The 18,692-nt window shown below is 33.2% G+C and carries 11 protein-coding genes; 3 read left to right on the forward strand and 8 right to left on the reverse strand.

Annotation, left to right across the window (positions count from 1 at the left end; translation table 11 throughout):
• Positions 1-144: 144 nt before the first annotated feature.
• Positions 145-2,196 (reverse strand): tetratricopeptide repeat protein, encoded by a 2,052-nt coding sequence (locus WC223_01095; GenBank protein MFA6922824.1) that lies wholly within the window; start codon positions 2,194-2,196, stop codon positions 145-147.
• A gap of 118 nt (positions 2,197-2,314) precedes the next feature.
• Between WC223_01095 and WC223_01100 the strand changes: the two genes are divergently transcribed.
• Complete coding sequence (locus tag WC223_01100) at positions 2,315-3,595, forward strand: T9SS type A sorting domain-containing protein (GenBank protein MFA6922825.1); 1,281 nt, start codon at positions 2,315-2,317, stop codon at positions 3,593-3,595.
• A 56-nt stretch (positions 3,596-3,651) separates the two neighbouring features.
• Here WC223_01100 and WC223_01105 read toward each other — a convergent pair whose 3' ends face one another.
• From WC223_01105 to WC223_01115, 3 genes are all read right to left on the reverse strand, one after another.
• Positions 3,652-4,281, reverse strand: a complete 630-nt coding sequence (locus tag WC223_01105) for a carboxypeptidase-like regulatory domain-containing protein (GenBank protein ID MFA6922826.1) — start codon at positions 4,279-4,281, stop codon at positions 3,652-3,654.
• 212 nt (positions 4,282-4,493) lie between these two features.
• Complete coding sequence (locus tag WC223_01110; protein MFA6922827.1) at positions 4,494-5,807, reverse strand: pyridoxal phosphate-dependent aminotransferase; 1,314 nt, start codon at positions 5,805-5,807, stop codon at positions 4,494-4,496.
• Positions 5,808-6,047: 240 nt separating this feature from the next.
• Positions 6,048-7,025: a hypothetical protein gene (locus WC223_01115; GenBank protein ID MFA6922828.1), complete on the reverse strand. Its 978-nt coding sequence runs from the start codon at positions 7,023-7,025 to the stop codon at positions 6,048-6,050.
• Between the two features lie 219 nt (positions 7,026-7,244).
• On the opposite strand from WC223_01115, the gene WC223_01120 reads away from it, so the two are divergent.
• The gene (locus WC223_01120; GenBank protein ID MFA6922829.1) at positions 7,245-9,887 is read left to right on the forward strand and encodes a tryptophanase; all 2,643 of its coding nucleotides are present in this window, start codon (positions 7,245-7,247) and stop codon (positions 9,885-9,887) included.
• 57 nt (positions 9,888-9,944) lie between these two features.
• On the opposite strand, the gene WC223_01125 is transcribed toward WC223_01120, so the two are convergent.
• From WC223_01125 to WC223_01135, 3 genes are all read right to left on the reverse strand, one after another.
• Complete coding sequence (locus tag WC223_01125) at positions 9,945-11,498, reverse strand: FliG C-terminal domain-containing protein (protein ID MFA6922830.1); 1,554 nt, start codon at positions 11,496-11,498, stop codon at positions 9,945-9,947.
• A gap of 165 nt (positions 11,499-11,663) precedes the next feature.
• Positions 11,664-12,938, reverse strand: coding sequence for a glycosyltransferase family 4 protein (locus tag WC223_01130; protein MFA6922831.1), 1,275 nt, complete (start codon positions 12,936-12,938; stop codon positions 11,664-11,666).
• 30 nt (positions 12,939-12,968) lie between these two features.
• On the reverse strand, positions 12,969-14,912 hold the full coding sequence (locus WC223_01135; protein ID MFA6922832.1) for an amylo-alpha-1,6-glucosidase: 1,944 nt from the start codon (positions 14,910-14,912) through the stop codon (positions 12,969-12,971).
• A gap of 898 nt (positions 14,913-15,810) precedes the next feature.
• Between WC223_01135 and clpB the strand changes: the two genes are divergently transcribed.
• Complete coding sequence (clpB, locus tag WC223_01140) at positions 15,811-18,405, forward strand: ATP-dependent chaperone ClpB (GenBank protein MFA6922833.1); 2,595 nt, start codon at positions 15,811-15,813, stop codon at positions 18,403-18,405.
• A gap of 83 nt (positions 18,406-18,488) precedes the next feature.
• On the opposite strand, the gene WC223_01145 is transcribed toward clpB, so the two are convergent.
• Positions 18,489-18,659, reverse strand: a complete 171-nt coding sequence (locus WC223_01145; protein ID MFA6922834.1) for a 4Fe-4S binding protein — start codon at positions 18,657-18,659, stop codon at positions 18,489-18,491.
• Positions 18,660-18,692 lie beyond the last annotated feature (33 nt).

Here is an 18,692-nt window from a genome sequence, read left to right on the forward strand (position 1 = left end):
TAAAACAAAGAATAACTTTATAAAGTCAAGGGAAAACAAAAAATACAAAAGCAAAAAAATTGCCACAAATTCACAGATTTTTAAAAAATAAATTTTATAATCTGAACCTGTGGCGTTTTTATTTTATGTTTTTTTATCAGCGTATCACGTCATCAATACAGGTAAATTAAACTCCACTCTTGTTCCCTCCGGATTATTATTTTCGTCTTTAATGTCAAATACATGCAACTGCATTTCTTTTTTATTTGCATGATTTATAATTCTCAAACGCTCCGCAGTTACCTTCATTCCTATTGATTCATACGAGTTGCTTTTGAGTTTGTAATTTCTTCCTACTCCATCATCTTCTATTTTACATGTTATTTTATTGTTACCATTCAGCTCAAGCGTAATGTCTATTTTCCCTTTTGTTTTTTTAGGAAATATTCCGTGTAATATGGCGTTTTCAACAATTGGCTGTAGCAGCAATGGTGGTATTAACATGGCTTCCTGTTCGATTTTAGAATCAATATTAATATTAAAATCAAATTTATCTGCAAACCGCAATTGTTCCAAATCAAGATAATATTTCAATGCTTCAACTTCCTGCCGAATAGTGATTAACGGTTTACCTGAATTTTCCAATGTTTGCCTCATAAGTTTTGCAAACCTTATAAGATAATCATTTGCCGATAATTCATCTTTGTTCGATATAAATAAACTTATAGAATTTAATGCGTTAAATATAAAATGAGGATTCATTTGCATACGAAGTGCTTTTTGCTCAAGCTCCACAAGTTGCTTCTCGTGTCGCAGCTTTTGCTTTAATCTATAGCGATTATAAATAATGAAAAGTACTAATAATAAAAGTACGAAGCATACAATTAAATAATTGCGAAATTGTTTATGCTGGCTTATGGTAGCCTCTTTTATTTCTTTTTCCTTATTAAGTTTTAATATTTCTTTTTCTTTCTTTTCGGTTTCAAATTTTGTTTGTATTTCGGTAATCTGCTTGTTTATGTTTTCGTTAAATACCGAATCTTTTACGCTTGTATATAATTGTTCGTACTTGTATGCCTCTTTATAATTGCCTTTTGCCAAATAAATTTTTGACAGTGCTTCGTAATTTTTAAAAATGTTTTTTCGCGAATTAAGTTTCTTTGACATTTCCAAACTACTGTTGAAATTTTCTATTGCATTATCATAGTCCTTCGTTTCAAAACAAAGTTCGCCGATGCTGAATAAATTATCTGCCACTTGCTGCTTATAGTTTGTTCTCTGGCATATTTCAACTGCTCTTTTTAAATAATAAAATGCTTTGCCGTATTGCTTTTGCTTTTTATAAGTGTTCCCCAAAATACTCATCGATGCCTGTATACCAGTACTATCACGTAATTCGCTTAATATTTTCAATGCTTTTGTTGCATATTCATTAGCCGGTTTATATTCATTGATTTTTAAATAAATTTCTCCTGCTCTGTTCATATTATATGCAGCAATAAGCTTATCACCACTTTTCAAACTAACTTCAATTATTTTTTTATAATATCCGAGTGCTTCTTTATATCTGCCCCAGTCATTATATATATCGCCAATTTTAATATTTAAACGAGAATAATAGCTTCCGTTTTCTTTTTCTTTTTTTAATGCATTAAGAAAATAACTAAGAGCTTTATCGTAATTTTTTTGATCAAAAAAAATATATCCAAGATAAAGATAAATACCTACTGTATCACTTTTACTGTTTTCGACTTTTCTATATGCCGCTAATGATAACTGAAAATAATTTAATGCCCTGTTGTAATCGCCAAGATAGTAATATGCTTTGCCAATGTAGTCAGTTGCCATTGCAATACATTTTTTATAATTATTTTTTTCGCTTATTTTAAGTCCCGTTTCAGCATATTCTATGGCTTTTTTATAATTACTTCTAAATAAGTTAATATATCCTATGTAAATCAGCGTATAAGCTTCAAATTTTTCATTTTTTATTTTTCTTGAAAGCGTCAATGCTTTATTTGCATAGTATTCGCTTTTAGCCGTTGAAGAAAAACAAAGAATGGATAAATTATTTAAAATAATTATTTTGGTTGTATCGTTTGCAGTTCTCAGTTTTCTTTCCATGCTGTCAACTGAGTGTTGATTTATTTGAGCATTTGCAGCAATGAAAACAAATGTTAATAAGAAAATTACAATATATGTTTTTAATTTGAGCATATTGTGGTTCACAACGAATCTGCGTCTTCTATTTTCTATTTTTATAATTACTTTTTAATTGGGCAATTTATACAAAAATTTTATATTTGTATTGTAAATAATTTAAAAACCAAACCCCATGAAAACAAAATTTACTCTGAAAATCATTTTTATTATTTGCATTCTCTACAATGTTGCAAATGCACAAACTTATACATCGGTTGCAAACGGAAGCTGGTTGAATCCATTAATATGGAGCCCTACACCTCCAGCTCCATTTTTTGTTCCAATACTTGGTGTTAATGCTACGGCTGTGATTATTAACACTAATGTTACCGTTGATACGGTTTTTACATACACAACCGGTACTTTAACTATTAACAAAGGAAAATCATTAAGTGAAGGAACAAAGCCAAGAGGTTTTTTGGTGAACGGAGGAACTTTTACCAATAACGGAACTTTTAATTTTAACTCTTTTGGTTCGCAAGCCGGAACTGCCACTAACCATGGTGTGATGAATATTAATTTTGTATTTTATAATAATATTAATTTTTTAAACGACAGCAATATTCTCGGTGTTGACAGTTTTCAGAATGACAAAGTAATTACAAACACCAATAAAGCTCACATTGTTGCGAGCAAATTTCTTAATAATAAAACTATTGTAAATAATGGGGTAATTGATGCCACCGACTTTTTAAATGCCGATAGTTTATATAACAATGGGAGATTGAATTTTACGAATTTTACAAATTCACAAAAATGTATAAACGACAGTTTGATAATTTTTAATGATTTTATCAATTTCGGAAATTTTGAAAATAATGATGAAATTCAGGGGAATCGCGATTTTTTAAACTGGGGATTTTTTAATAATAAAAATTATAACAGTTTCGTTTCAATTGCCCGCAATTTCCTTAATGTGGATTCTACGCTTCATAAAGCTGTTTTTAACAACGATGGTTATGTTCATATCGCACATGATTGGTTAAATATTGATACTGTTAAAGGAACAACAGGGCAATTTCAAATTGGCGACTCAACAGCAAATTTAGGTTACATGAAAGGTTCATTCGATTTCTGTGATTCAACACCACCGCCAAGTTCACCATATATTGATTTTAATTCCGGTACTATCGACCCGGGTATAACTTATTGCCTTAATGTAAAAACAGCAGATTACAGCATTTCAAAGCAAATTAAAATTTATCCTAATCCCGTAAATGATTTTTTAAGAATCGAAAACGGAGGCAATGAATTACGACTTATTGAAGTTTATGATTTGCTTGGCAATATTGCTTTGCAAAGCAATTACAAAAACATAATTGATGTATCGCAACTGCCCGATGGTATTTATTTGATAAATATTATTGACGTGAAATACAACTCCGTGAAATCAAAACTTGTTGTTGAACACTGAAAATAGTTTGTAGTTAATAGGTTGGAATTATTCATTATTAACTATTAATTATTTTTTTACTGCTTAAAGAATTCACCGTTTTGCCATGCCTTAATGAATTGCGCCCATGCAAGCGGATTAAGAAGATTATTCGGCGGCAACTGCCCTGCATAATATAATTTGTTTGTTTGTTGCTGTATGTAGTTTCTGTAATTGGCAGTAGCCGACATTGGCATTTCCTGCATTTTCTGCTTCATTGCCTGAACTTCAAGATTTTTTCTTGCTCTTTCCATATCATCATCAGGAATTTTAACTTTTGTGAAAACCTGTTTGAATTGTTCGTAAGTGGGCCATGGATATATTACAGTTGTCTTGAGCATTATGGTATCAACAGTCATTACCTGAATTAATGAATAGCGGTTGTTTGCAACTGTATCGGGAATTCGGAAATGTTCTTTTTTAAAACCTACTGCCGAAAATTCAATAATTTCATTGGGTTTTGCTACAAAAGAAAAAAAACCGTTGTAATCGGTTATTGTTCCTCTGTTTGTGCCTCTAATAACTATACTGGTAAACGAAACCGGTCTTAAATCGGGACTTCTGACAACAACTCCCGAAAACTGCACCAACCGCATGTCTTTCTCCTGTGCAAAAACACTTGTGAAAATTATCGAAGCAAAAAATAAAATATAAAATTTGAATTTCATTACAGCAAATTTACAAAATAAAAAGTACTTAAAGTTAAAAAAATCTTATTTCATAATTCATAACTAATACTTTGTATTTAATACTCATTAAAAAAAATCGAAGCGATTGAACAACAAATATTCGAGACTTTAAACTTTAAACTATTTTAATATCGAATATCAAAGCTATTAACGTAACAAATGGTATAATATTTCTAAAGCGAAATAAAATATCAGGAATGAAGTTCTTTAAATCTTTTAAGCCGGTATTCAAGTTCGGGGAATTGGTTCTTATCAACCAATGAAACACAAGCTCTTATGCCTTCTGTTCTTTCACTTCCGGTAATTGTTAATGAAATTGCACTTATGCCGTAATAGAAAAGTTCAACAAGTAATTCTTCACCAGTAAATCCGGGATATGACAAAGTAAAATAAAAACCATCAGCAATAGGTACATCTTCATCTTTGTCGTAAACAATTTTAAAACCATTGTCGGTAAACATTTTTTTCATTATTCTGGCTTTTTCGCCATATTCCCTCACTTCTTCTATCAGGTTTATTTTGCCGTCGTTGCATGCTTTGAGTACCGCAGCAATTGCATATTGTGTAGAATGAGTAGAGCCGGCAGTTGTGTAATAAACTGCTCCATAAGTTATAGCTATGCCAAATATATCCGATGTAAAATACTTCAGCAGATTTGGAATTTTAAGATTAAAGAGCTTATCGGAAATAACCATCATTCCCATTCTTTGACCTGCATAGCTGAATAATTTGGAGCAGGAAATTAATAAGATGTAATTATCGGTATATTTCGCAACAGTGGGCTGGAATGGTGGCTGTGCCGGCTTTGAATAATTTTTTCTGAAATCCATGCCGAAATATGCAAGGTCTTCAAAAACAAAAACATTGTATTTGTTTGCTAAATCACCTATTATTTTAAGCTCTTTATCATTGAAGCAAATCCATGAAGGATTGTTTGGATTTGAATACAGGATGGAAGATATATTCCCTTTTTTAAGATACGATTCGATTTTATCTTTAAGTTTATCGCCTCTGTAATTATAAACATCGAAACATTCATAATTAACTCCCAGCATTTTGCATTGTTGTTTGTGCAAAGGAAATCCGGGGTCAATCAAAAGGGTTGTATTTTTTTTCTCATCTGTTCTTGCAGTTGTGATAATACTTACTAAACTGGCTTCTATCGAACCGGTGGTGGGAACACACCCCTGCGGGTTAACATCTACATCAAGAAATAATTTTACAAACCTTGAGACCTCATTTTTAAAAACAGAAATTCCTTCAACATCGGGATATACTGATGCAACACCTTTTTTTAATGCTTCGATTTCGGCTTCAGTGGCAAGTTTGTTTGCAGGCAAGCCCGGAATGCCCATTTCCATGCGAATGAATTTTTTCCCAGATTCATTTTCTATATTGTCAATTAACTTCTTTACTTCTCTAATCGAGGCTTTACCAATATTATATATTTTACTTTCTTTAATTAATTTTGATACAATCTCATAATTAATTGGTGTATCTTTCATTTTTATTTTATTTTTAATTCGAAAATTCTTAATTAATCAGAACTCAAAAAAAATTAAACCACAAAGTTCACAGAGATTTTCGCAAAGTTCACAAAGAAAACCAACTGCCAAATAACACTTTGTGTTCTTCGTGAATGACTTGGTGCCCTTTGTGGTTAAATATTTTTTACTTTAAAGGTAACCGTTATAATTTTAAACATTCATTTCAAATGATACCGATTATTTATAAAAAATCAACAATTAAATTTCAACATTCAAGCCAATTCCTGCTTTCAAAGCTTTGTCATAAATAAGTTTCGCAGCAGCAGCATCTTGTATTGCCAAACCGTTTGATTTGAATAAAGTTATTTCATTATCATTTTCCCTGCCTTTTTTCTTTCCTGTAATAACGTCACCGAGTTCAGCATAAAAATGAGATTCTGTTATTGCTCCTTCTTTTATGGGAAGTATGATATCACCGGCTTCGCTGAAACATGCTTCTTTTGAGTCACCTACAAATTTTGCTCTTTTAATTATTTTAGTGTCGAGTTCTCTTGCATTAGGAGTATGGCTTCCAATGCCATTTATGTGAGTTCCGTTTTTAACTTTATCTCCGTCGAATAATGGGGTTGGAGAAGAAGTTGCAGTGCAAATAATATCTGCTTCGAGAACATTGTCAGCATTTTTTGCCGGCGTAATTTCAATGTTGAGTTTATTCTGCATTTCTTCAATAAATTTAGCGGTAGCAGTTTCGCTTACATCATATACAATTGCTTTTGAAATGTTGCGTACTGTGCAAACTGCCCAGAGCTGCATTTTCGCCTGTACGCCTGCACCAAAAATTCCGGCAGTTAAATTTCTTCCTTCTCTTGCCATATATTTTGTAGCAACACCGCTTGCTGCACCAGTTCTTACGGCAGTCAAATAACCTCCGTCCATAATGCAAATAACTTCACCTGTTTCGGGATTCTGCAATAAAACTTTTCCAATTGTTGTCGGTAAATTATACTTAGCCGGATTATTTTTATATACAGATACAACTTTGCAAGCCAATGCTTGCGATTCTTTTAAGTATGCAGGCATGTATAAGGCGAGCCCTCCGGGAGGTGTAATTCCTATTCGTAAAGGCAATACACATGTTTTATTTGATAATTCAGCAAAAGCTTTTTCAACAACACCAATACAATCTTTCATATCAAGCAATGATATAACATCTGCTCTGTTAAGTATTAGTACCATAGTTCCTCCTTTTTTATAAGTACCCTGATTATTAATTGCACAATAATAAAATAAAATAAGGAAATAAAAAAATATATAATGTAATTTGTTAATGTTGTTGAAATCAGCGACTTTAAGAAAAGTTTCAAATTATTTTTAATTGTTTGAAAATTATTTCAATACTTTATTAATTTTGTTGCTCATTAAAAAATAAACAAATAAAATCAAGGAGAATTCAAAATGATTTCAGAACCCCACAAAATTAAAACTGTAAGAAACATCAACTTTATAAATCATAATGACAGAGTTGATACATTGCTGAACGCAAATTACAATACTTTTCATATTCATTCGGGCAAAGTTATTTTTGATATGACAAGCCAGGGAACCAGTGCTGTAAGCCAGGAGCAAATATCAGGATTATACATAGGCGATGAAACTTATGCAGGCAGCCGCAATTTCGAATATCTTGAAAAAGCCGTATTAACTGTTTTCGGGTATAAACATGTTTGTCCTACTCATAATGTTATAGGAGCGCATAAACTTATAACCACAACAATGGTTACAAGCGACAATACAATATTTGCAAATTCAAAAAAAACAGAAGAATTAACAAAAGATTACAATAGCAAAGTAGAAGTATTGATAGGAAATGAATCTGTATTTCAGGGAAACATTGACATAAATTCCTTGAAGCAGAAAATTGATGGAAAAAAAGTTCCATATATTTATATTGAATTATTCGCAGATGGCTATAAACCGGTATCTATTGAAAATATAAAAGAAGTTCAGGAAATTGCAAAAAAGAATAATACCATAATTGTATTAAACGGTTCATATATTGTTTCAAATGCTTTATATATCAAGGAAAATTCAAATGCTTATAAGAATGCTTCGATATCTGACATTGTAAAAAACATAACAAAATATGCCGATGTGTTTGTAATAGATGCAGGACAGGAACCAAGAGCAAATGCCGGCGGCATGATTGCAACTAACAACGATAAGTTGTATGATATGTACATGAATGAAGTTGTTGCTTATGAAGGACTGCATACGTATGGTGGAATGGCAGGCAGGACTATTGAAGTATTTGCACGCGGTATCGAAGAAATGATAAAAGAAGAACAGGCAGCATGGATTTACCAGCAAATAAATTTACTTTCAACATTAATAAAAAATATTCCGCACTTTAAAGGTGCTGACGGTGTTTATATCAATGCAAATGAATTTTTATCAAACATCAAAAATAATCAATCGCATACTCTGGCTGCCGCTTTATATTTAAAATCAGGAGTGAGAGCATTCATTCAAGGGATATACACTAATTGCGGCATATTGCCATTGCAAATTCCACGATTGAGTTTTACAAACGAACAGATTAAACAAATTGCAGAAGCCGTTAATGAACTTTATAATGAAAGAAATATAATTACAGAATTAACATTGACAAACAAACCATCGTGGAATGATGAAGCCATCTTCAAATGGAAAAGACCTATACTAAATGATTTTAAATTTAATTGTGAGCCGTTTATTATTTACACTTTTGAATATATAGGTGAAATCACAAGGGAAGAACGCGAGAAGCACGCAAAAGAAGCAGGTTATAATACATTCTTATTGCTATCAAAACATGTCGGGATTGATTTATTGACAGATTCCGGAACTTGTGCACAAACTGTTGAACAATGGGCAAAGTACCAGACAAGCTCGGAAACACAAGCTTCTTCTGACGATTATTTTAATCTGGTAAAAGAATTGCAGGAAGTTACAGGTTATAAATATATAATTCCAACCCATCAGGGCAGAGCAGCCGAGCATATAATGTCGCAATGTCTTATAAAAGGAGGTTTTGTTCCGGGTAATATGTATTTTACAACAACCAAGTTGCATCAGGAAATGGCGGGAGGAGCATTTGCAGATGTAATAGTTAACGAAGCACACGACCCGCAATCGAATTTCCAATGGAAAGGAAATATTGACATTAAAAAAATTGATGCAATTGTTAAAGAACACGGTGCAAAAAGCATTCCTTACATCAGCTTTGAGCTAAGTGTGAACCTTGCGGGAGGTCAGCCCGTGTCTATGCAAAATGCAAAAGACGTTTATAACTATTGCGAAAAACATAATATTCCTGTTATGTTCGATGCCACAAGGGCTGTTGAAAATGCTTATATGATTAAGAAAAAAGACCCTGATTATTGCAACGTTTCAATTAAAGATATTTTAAGGGAACTATTCAGCTACGGTCATGGCTGCACTGTTTCGGCAAAAAAAGATTATCTTGTAAACATAGGAGGATTTCTCGCTATAAAAGACGATGAAATATTTTATAAGGATTCATTGGAAATGCTCAGGAAATACGAAGGTTCTGTTACGAACGGAGGACTGTCTGCCGGTGATTTAGCTGTTTTTGCACAAGGTGTTAGAGAAATGGTTGATGAAAAATATATAATGGCTCGTGTTGAACAAACTCAGTATCTGGGAAAGAAATTAATGGAAGGAGGAGTTCCGATAGTTGAGCCGGCAGGAACACATGCTATTTTCTTGGATGCAAAAAGATTTTTACCTCATGTTGACCAGGACGAATATCCTGCACAATCGCTTGCAACGGCAATTTATATAGAATCAGGCATTAGAGCAATGGAAAGAGGAAATGTTTCGAAAGGTCGCGACCCAAAAACCGGTAAAAATTATCGTCCTGCACTGGAACTTGTACGGTTGACAATTCCGAGAAGAGCATACACAAATGCTCACATGGATTTAGTTGCGGAAGGAATTATTAATGTTTATAAAAAACGTGACTCAATAAAAGGATTAAAATTTACTTACGAACCTGATAAACTAAGATTTTTTCAGGGTAGATTCGAGAAAGTTTAAAAATAGTTAAAACTTCGATATTCGGCATTTGATTTTTCTAAACAACCAACAACTGTTTTACAAATGCTTCTTAATCACCTCAATAATATGTTTTTGGCTTTCGGCAATATCTTTCTTTTTAAGGTTTTTCAGTTCCTTTATTTTTGATTCAAGAACTGTTGAAGATTTTTTGCTGAGGTTAAAAAAGAATTTATTTTTTATATCAACGGTCGTAGTTTTAAGAGCTTTCGCTACTATTTTCAAATCGGTTTCCTTTAATATTTTTTTAATAAGTGCATCGGTAACCTTTGTTATCTGTTCAAATTTGCTTATATTATTATGTTTTCTGGGAGTGCTTACAATTCTTTTTGATTTTGGTTTTTTTCTTATTTTTTTTGCTTCTTCGGCAACCTTCACTATTTCTTTAGGAATAGTTGTTTCAATAGCATCAAATTCATCGAGTCGCATTTTAAAATCGGATAAAATATTCATGTAATTTATAAATGCCTCATATGGTGAATTAAATGGATTGAAGTATTTATGCACATCGCCATCGGCAAACCATTTTGTACACATGTAGTAAAAATGGTCGCTTGTCTGCAGATATTTCCAATCGCGCTGAATTTCAGCATCTCCGCATTTTCTTACTTTATCTTCGAGTTCATAAAGTTTATTAAATGCATCGTTCTGAAGTTCATTGCCAAGCCATGCAGTTAAATCGCGTTCTTCGTCAGCCCATGAAATAGGATAAGGAACATTGAACTGTGCAACCGGCTGAAGTTTGGCAGCAACTTCACTTGGAGTGCAGAAAATATATTTGGAATCTCTGAATACTTTGTGAGGCAATGCTTTCAGAAATTCGAAAATTCCTGTTTCTGGCCATTGGTGTTCACCGAATGTCTCATAATCCATAAATAAATTTACAACTTCTTCTTTTTGGTTAACGGAATTCAACCACGAAACATATTTTTCGGCGGTAAGAGGCCATTCGCTCCAGCTTTGTTGTGAGAAACGAAATGCAATATCATCGCTAAGTTGATAATTTTTAAGTAAAATTTTGAGTTTCGGATTAATGGCATTACAATAAAGATAATTATTGCTTTTCCAACCGAGAATATGTTTTGCACCTTCGGTAAGCATTGCTTTATAGCCCATTTCGGCAACCATCTGTCCTATGTAATCGGAATAAATCAACTCTGTATTGCGGAATACTGTGGGTTTTTGTCCGAATAATCTTTCTACTTTATTTGAATGTGCTTCAACCTGTGAAAAGAATTCATCTTTACTTTTCAATGAAGAAAGAGAATGAGAATATGTTTCTGCCAAAAATTCCACACAACCCGTAGCTGCAAGTTTTTGAAAACTTTCGAGTACATCGGGAGCAAACATTTCGAACTGGTCTAATGCAACACCTGAAATGGAAAAACACACTTTAAATTTTTTACCGTATTCTTTTATTAAATCGAGCAATATCTGATTTGTGGGCAAATAACATTTGCCTGCAATTCTTCTGAGAATGTAGCGGTTCTGATAATCATCAAAATAATTATGGTCGTTGCCAATGTCAAAAAAGCGGTATCTTTTAAGCCGAAACGGCTGATGAACCTGAAAGTAAAAACAAAGTAGCTTCATTTTGTTAATCGTTAATTGTTAATCGTAAAAAAAATCCTAAATCTTAAATTTTATATTGAAATGTTTAATTATTTAATTGCCAAATTGTTAAATCGCTTTTTTATCATACTTCATATTTTTTCAATCTTTTATTTTTTTAATCTTTCAATCTAAAATCGTAAATTTTCAACAAATAGCTTCATATACTTCTCTAACTTTACTTCCTGCATTTTCCCATTTTAGGTTATCAACTTCACTTTTCCCATAAGCGATGAACATTCTCGGTAGAGCATCGTAATGGAGCAATCCATAAATTGCATCGGCAATGGCATCTATATCCCAAAAGTCAATTTTTATTGCATGCTTAAGTAATTCTGCCACTCCCGATTGTTTTGAAATTATCACAGGAACATTTGAACGCATTGCCTCAAGCGGTGAAATACCGAACGGCTCCGATACGGAAGGCATAACATAAGCATCGCTCATTGCAAACATTCGGTCAACATCATCACCTGCAAGAAACCCTGCAAAATGAAATTTATCGGAAATGCCGAGTTGAGCAACACGTTTAATCATGCGGTTAAGCATATCGCCGCTTCCAGCCATTACAAATCTTATATTTTTATCACTTTGTAAGACCTTATTTGCTGCTTCAACAAAATAATCGGGACCTTTTTGAAAAGTAACTCTTCCCAGAAATGTAACAATTTTTTCTTTAACAGCTTTTTTATATTTCGAAAAATCGCAATCAACACGGTCAACAGCATTATAAACAGCAACTACTTTTTCGGGAGCAATTCCGTACCGGTCAATTATAATCTGGCGAGTATAGTTGCTAACAGCAATAATTTTATCTGCTGCATGCATTCCCATTCTTTCAATATCGTAAACGTTTTGGTTTATATTTTCGCCCGACCTGTCGAATTCAGTAGCATGAACATGAATTACCAATGGTTTTCCCGAAACCTGTTTTGCTGTAACACCGGCAGGATAAGTCAGCCAGTCGTGAGCATGAATTACATCAAACTCACTTTCCGAAGCAACTTTGGCTGCAATAAGAGCATAGCGTGCTACTTCGAGCATCAGGTCTTTTGAATATTTTCCGGTGAATTTAAAAGAAGATGAAAATATTGAGGAATAATAATCATTGTGGTCAAAAACCGATTGTGTATTTGCTTTTTCAAATTCTTCTTCGGATAAATAAGGAATCAAGCATGAACCGATTTCTATATAAGTAAGTTTTTTCCAGTAATCTTTAAATATTTCTTCTTTTATATCAATAATAATATCGCTTGCGTTAACAATCCTAATGTCGTTTGTTTCATCGCCGTAAGCTTTAGGAACAACAAAAATCACTTCCACTCCATTTTTTAATAACCCTTTTGTAATCCCCAAACACGCGGTACCAAGACCTCCTGTGATATGAGGCGGAAATTCCCATCCAAACATTAATACTTTCATGTTTTCCTTGTATTACAAATTTATATTTTATTATTTTGAATACTTCTCGATTAATTTACCTATCCTCAGGACTTCTGCTACACTCCATGCCTGAGAAATTGCGCCGCCGGCTTTATGAGGAGGGTCTCCGTCATAAATTTCCGCAATACTGCCAACACCATATTCAGTTATTGTATCCTTAAAACCATCATATATTCTTTTAACAACTGCCAGTCCGCTTTTGCCATTTATTTTCAAATATCCTTCGGCAAAATGCCCAATAAGCCATGGCCAAACAGTTCCCTGATGATAAGCCGAATCTCTTGCTTCCGGATTTCCACAATATGTTCCTTTATAATTTGCATCACGCGGCGATAATGTTCTTAATCCTCTTGGTGTAAGCAACTCACTTTTTGTTATATCTAAAACTAATTTTCTTATTTGTTCACTTACCACAGAATAGGGCATTGAAGTGGCAATAACTTGATTAGGTCTAACCGCCCAGTCCTTAAAATCGCCACACACATAGTCGGCGAGATAACCTTTTTCTTTACTCCAGAAAGTTTCTTTGAACGAATCTATAATTAATCCTGGTAAATGTTTCCATTCTTTTATAAAAGTTTTGTTTTTTGCAAGCTTTGCAACTTCAAGAGAAAACATTATAGCATTATACCATAGCGCATTTATTTCAACGCAATAACCCACACGCGGTGTAACGGGCTTTCCTGCGACAATTGCGTCCATCCATGTTAAAGCATATCCATTATCACCTGCAAAAATAAGCCAGTTGTTGTCCATTTTAATATTAAAATCAGTTCCGAACCTGTATCCGTTAAGAATCTGCAACATTTTTTTACCGTATTCATCCCAAATCTTATTTTTAGTATCGGTATACTCGGCATATTGTTGTAACGCCCAGAAAAACCAAAGCGGAGCGTCAACGGAATTATAAGGAACTTCCTGACTGCCTCCGATGTTAGGAAACAGCGGACCTTTTAAATCGGAAATCATGGAATCAATAACTGCTTTGCAAACTTTAGGTTTTCCAGTAGCAAGAGTTAAACCGGGTAAGGAAATAAAAGTATCTCTTCCCCAGCTTCCGAACCATGGGTAACCCGCAATAATTTCAGTTTTTTTATCTCTTTTTACTATGAACTGTTCCGATGAATTAAGCAAACAATTTTCAAAACTATTTCTGGGAATTCTTTTGCTTTCATCATTTTTAAATATTGCACTTAACTTTGAAGGCACAGCTTTTGACAAGCCCGCAGAAAACACAACGCTTTCACCTTTTTTCATTGACAATTCAAAATATCCCGGAATATATAAATCTTCCTGATAATCGTAGCCCCTTTCTCTTTCTTCCATATATTCCACATTGTAATACCAGTCGGGGGAAGGAACAAATTCGGCTTTTTTTGAAAACTGCATGTGTAAATAAGAATATCCGAGATACATCCGCAACTTTATACCGTTCTCGATTTCTTCAAATTTTTTATCTACATTCACATTTGCCTTTGTAAGCGAATGAACATTTCTGAATGCAAGCAATGGTTTAAATTTTATTTTTATAGGTGATTGAGCTTCTTCTAATGTATATCTGATGAGTAACTTATCGTCATTATGAACAAATAAAAATTCTTTTGATAAAAGCACATTTCCAACTCTGTATGTAAGTTTAGGAATTGAATCATTTGTAAGTGAGCGTATATACTTATGACCTTTAGGATGATATGTGCCAGGAAATTTATGTATGGCAAGATTAAATTCAGCTTCTTTCTGAATTATTGTTTCATCAAGTGAAGAAAGTAATACATGATTACCACCGTCAACCATCTGTTGCGGACAAATCAACAAGCCATGATATTTTCGTGTATTACAACCGATAATAGTTGTACAGGCAAATGAACCCGACCTGTTTGACCTTATTAGTTCTCTATTCAGCGAATACTCTAAGTTTGCCAGTTGGTCTTTTTCAAAATCAATACTTAACATTTTATCTGCTTTTTACAATAAATCAAAAGAAATATTTTTTTTATTTGGTTTCAGTACAAATAACCAATTTAAATCTCACCCAATTCGATTTATATCTTAAATATTTACGATATGTTCTATCAAAAAAACCTAAAACACTCTTAATTATTTGACTGACTTTTTATTATAAATATTCATTTATACGCAAAAAAACAAAAAAAATTTTTTTTATGCAAATTTTTTACTACTTATTTTATTCTTATACAGGACATTTTTAATTGATAGTACAAATTACCATAAATTCCAATAGTTTTTTATTGCCTTTTATTATTATAATACAAACGGTTAAAGATTTTACTTTTTGTGAATTAAAATTGTTTTATTGATAAATTGCTCGTATGGACAGGCACTAATTAGAGTTTGTCCATAATGTCCGATTTCTTCGTTATTCTCGTTTTAAAAACCAGTCATTTACTACAGTAAACTCCTGATTTTTAAAACTTCGAAAGCCTCGAACTCTAACATTCTGAACCAAACTCTCGATTTTAAGAACAGGCACTAATTAATCACTAACATATTAATAAACAGATATTTATTAAACAATGTGGCTGTTTATAGCTTGCAAGAAAATAAAAATATGCCAAAAAGTCCTAAATATTTTTATTTTAAGTGCCAAGTTTGCCGTTTAAACTCAATTCTTTTTAATGGCAAAAGTTTTGATGATGTTTATCGAACTAATATATTTTTAAAGCAAATTTCGTGAAAGTAAAATCAATGATATATAAAAAGAAATAATAAGGTATGAGGTAAGGTGTGTGAATTACGATTAAAAGATTGAAAAAAATACGATTTAAAATATTAATTGTTAGCTGCTGGTTGTCAGAGATAAAACATTAAACTTTAAACTATTTTAAATATTATGAACTTGGATAATTATACAATAAAATCGCAGGAAGCAATTCAAAAAGCACAGGAAATTGCTTTTGGAAATCAGCATCAGTCAATAGAAACAGGACATATTATAAAAGCCATTCTTGTCGTTGATGAGAATGTTGCTCCTTATCTTTTAAAAAAACTGAATATTAATATTTCTTTATTTGAAACAAATATTGATAAAATTATAAACTCGTATCCGAAGGCAGCGGGCGGACAGCAGTACTTGTCGGCAGATGCCAATCATGCTTTGCAAAAAGCTGTTTCATATCTTAAAGATTTTAAGGATGATTTTGTATCAATTGAACATTTGCTTTTAGGATTACTTTCCGTACATGACAACATTTCTCAGCTATTAAAAGATAATGGAATTAATGAAAAAGATTTGAAAGCTGCAATTACCGATTTGCGAAAGGGCTCTTCTGTAAAATCGCAAAATGCCGAAGACACCCTGAATGCTCTTAACAAATATGCAAATAATCTGAATGAGATGGCGCGGACAGGTAAGCTCGACCCTGTGATTGGCAGAGATGATGAAATAAGAAGAATTTTACAAATACTAAATCGCAGAACAAAAAATAATCCTATTCTCATAGGCGACCCAGGCGTAGGAAAAACTGCAATTGCCGAAGGTATTGCTCACAGAATTGTAAAAGGTGATATTCCCGAAAACTTAAAAACAAAACAAATATTCTCTCTCGACATGGGTGCTCTTATTGCAGGAGCAAAATATAAAGGCGAATTTGAAGAACGCCTCAAAGCCGTTGTTAAAGAGGTAATTTCTTCGGATGGTGAAATAATTTTATTTATTGATGAAATTCATACTTTGGTCGGTGCCGGTGGAAGCGGTGAGGGTGCAATGGATGCTGCAAATATTCTCAAGCCCGCATTGGCAAGGGGCGAGCTTAGGGCAATAGGTGCTACAACTTTAAATGAATATCAGAAATATTTCGAAAAAGATAAAGCACTTGAACGCAGGTTTCAGAAAGTTTTGGTTGACGAACCATCAGTTACCGATGCTGTTTCAATTCTCCGTGGGTTAAAAGAGCGATATGAAAATCATCACAAAGTGAGAATTAAAGATGAAGCAATTATTGCTGCTGTTGACTTGTCAAACCGTTATATTTCCGACAGGTTTTTACCCGACAAGGCGATTGACTTAATGGATGAAGCAGCATCAAAGCTGCGGCTCGAAATAAATTCCGTTCCCGAAGAACTTGATGAAGCAGAAAGAAAAATCCGTCAGCTCGAAATTGAGCGAGAAGCAATTAAAAGAGAAAATGATAAGAAAAAACTCGAAGAACTTAACAAGCAAATAGCAAATCTTATTGAGGAACGAAATGCATTGAACGCTAAATGGAGAGCAGAAAAAGAAATTGTTGAAAACATCCAACAGACAAAAGCAGATATTGAAAAATATAAATTCGATGCAGAGCAAGCTGAACGCAGCGGCGAATACGGCAAAGTAGCCGAAATCAGATACGGGAAAATTAAAGAAACCGAAAAAAAGCTCGATGAGTTTATGAAAATCTTATCAGAAATGCAATCTCATTCAGTTATGATAAAAGAAGAAGTTGATGCCGAAGATATAGCAGAAGTTGTATCACGCTGGACAGGAATTCCTGTTACCAGAATGTTACAAAGCGAAAGGGAAAAACTTCTTCATCTTGAAGAAGAACTCCATAAAAGAGTTGTTGGGCAAAATAATGCAATAAGAATTATTTCAGATGCAATACGCAGAAACCGTGCCGGACTTAACGATGCAAAAAAACCAATTGGCTCATTTATTTTTCTCGGAACTACAGGTGTTGGGAAAACCGAATTGGCAAAGGCATTAGCAGAGTTTCTGTTCAATGATGAAAATTCGCTGATACGAATTGATATGTCGGAATATCAGGAACGACACACTGTTTCGCGATTGATTGGAGCTCCTCCGGGATATATCGGTTATGATGAAGGCGGACAACTCACCGAAGCAATACGCAGGAAACCCTATTCAGTCCTGCTTCTCGACGAAATCGAAAAAGCACATCCTGATGTTTTTAATATCTTACTGCAGGTTCTTGACGAAGGCAGATTGACCGACAATAAAGGCAGAACTGCAAATTTCAAAAATACCATAATCATCATGACCTCAAATGTCGGTTCAAACATAATTCAGGAAAATTTTGAGGCAATGAATGAAGATAATGAAAATAAAATTTTAACAAAAACAAGAGATGAGATTTTTAATGTGCTTCGAAAAACAATACGTCCCGAATTTCTCAACAGAATTGACGATATAATAATGTTTTCACCTTTGAAAAAAGAAGAAATCAGAAAAATCGTAGAAATGCAAATTGAACAAATAAGCAAAATGCTTGCTGAAAATCAGATAAAAATAAGCATTACCAAATATGCAATAGAACGACTGGCAGAACTCGGATGGGACCAACTATATGGAGCAAGACCTGTAAAACGTGTTATTCAGAGAAAAATACTTAACGAACTTTCTAAAAAAATACTTGATGGTTCGGTTCATAAAAATTCAACCATACAAATTGATATGATTGATGACAATTTCATCTTTATTAATAAATGATGAAATTTTTAAAAGTCGTAAGAAAATTAGTAGTAAAAAAGCTGTCGGCTTTAATTGACAGCTTTTATAACAGATTTACTTTTTTATTCTCCTGGTTTAATAGCTTCAACAGGACAACAATCAGCGCAAGCACCGCAATCTGTGCATTTATCAGGGTCTATTTTATAAATATCACCTTCTGAAATAGCTTCAACGGGACATTCAGCTATACATGTTCCGCAAGCTGTACAATCTTCTGTTATTATGTATGCCATAATTATTGATTTTTTATGATTATTAAATAATTA

The sequence above is a fragment of the Bacteroidales bacterium genome (assembly GCA_041671145.1).
Classification (GTDB): Bacteria; Bacteroidota; Bacteroidia; order Bacteroidales; family JAHJDW01; genus JAQUPB01.

What these genes read in the sequence shown, in the direction of transcription:
- WC223_01095 (MFA6922824.1), bottom strand. Translation starts at nt 2,196, where the DNA reads ATGCTCAAATTAAAAACATATATTGTAATTTTCTTATTAACATTTGTT.
- WC223_01100 (MFA6922825.1), top strand. Translation starts at nt 2,315, where the DNA reads ATGAAAACAAAATTTACTCTGAAAATCATTTTTATTATTTGCATTCTC.
- WC223_01105 (MFA6922826.1), bottom strand. Translation starts at nt 4,281, where the DNA reads ATGAAATTCAAATTTTATATTTTATTTTTTGCTTCGATAATTTTCACA.
- WC223_01110 (MFA6922827.1), bottom strand. Translation starts at nt 5,807, where the DNA reads ATGAAAGATACACCAATTAATTATGAGATTGTATCAAAATTAATTAAA.
- WC223_01115 (MFA6922828.1), bottom strand. Translation starts at nt 7,025, where the DNA reads ATGGTACTAATACTTAACAGAGCAGATGTTATATCATTGCTTGATATG.
- WC223_01120 (MFA6922829.1), top strand. Translation starts at nt 7,245, where the DNA reads ATGATTTCAGAACCCCACAAAATTAAAACTGTAAGAAACATCAACTTT.
- WC223_01125 (MFA6922830.1), bottom strand. Translation starts at nt 11,498, where the DNA reads ATGAAGCTACTTTGTTTTTACTTTCAGGTTCATCAGCCGTTTCGGCTT.
- WC223_01130 (MFA6922831.1), bottom strand. Translation starts at nt 12,938, where the DNA reads ATGAAAGTATTAATGTTTGGATGGGAATTTCCGCCTCATATCACAGGA.
- WC223_01135 (MFA6922832.1), bottom strand. Translation starts at nt 14,912, where the DNA reads ATGTTAAGTATTGATTTTGAAAAAGACCAACTGGCAAACTTAGAGTAT.
- clpB (MFA6922833.1), top strand. Translation starts at nt 15,811, where the DNA reads ATGAACTTGGATAATTATACAATAAAATCGCAGGAAGCAATTCAAAAA.
- WC223_01145 (MFA6922834.1), bottom strand. Translation starts at nt 18,659, where the DNA reads ATGGCATACATAATAACAGAAGATTGTACAGCTTGCGGAACATGTATA.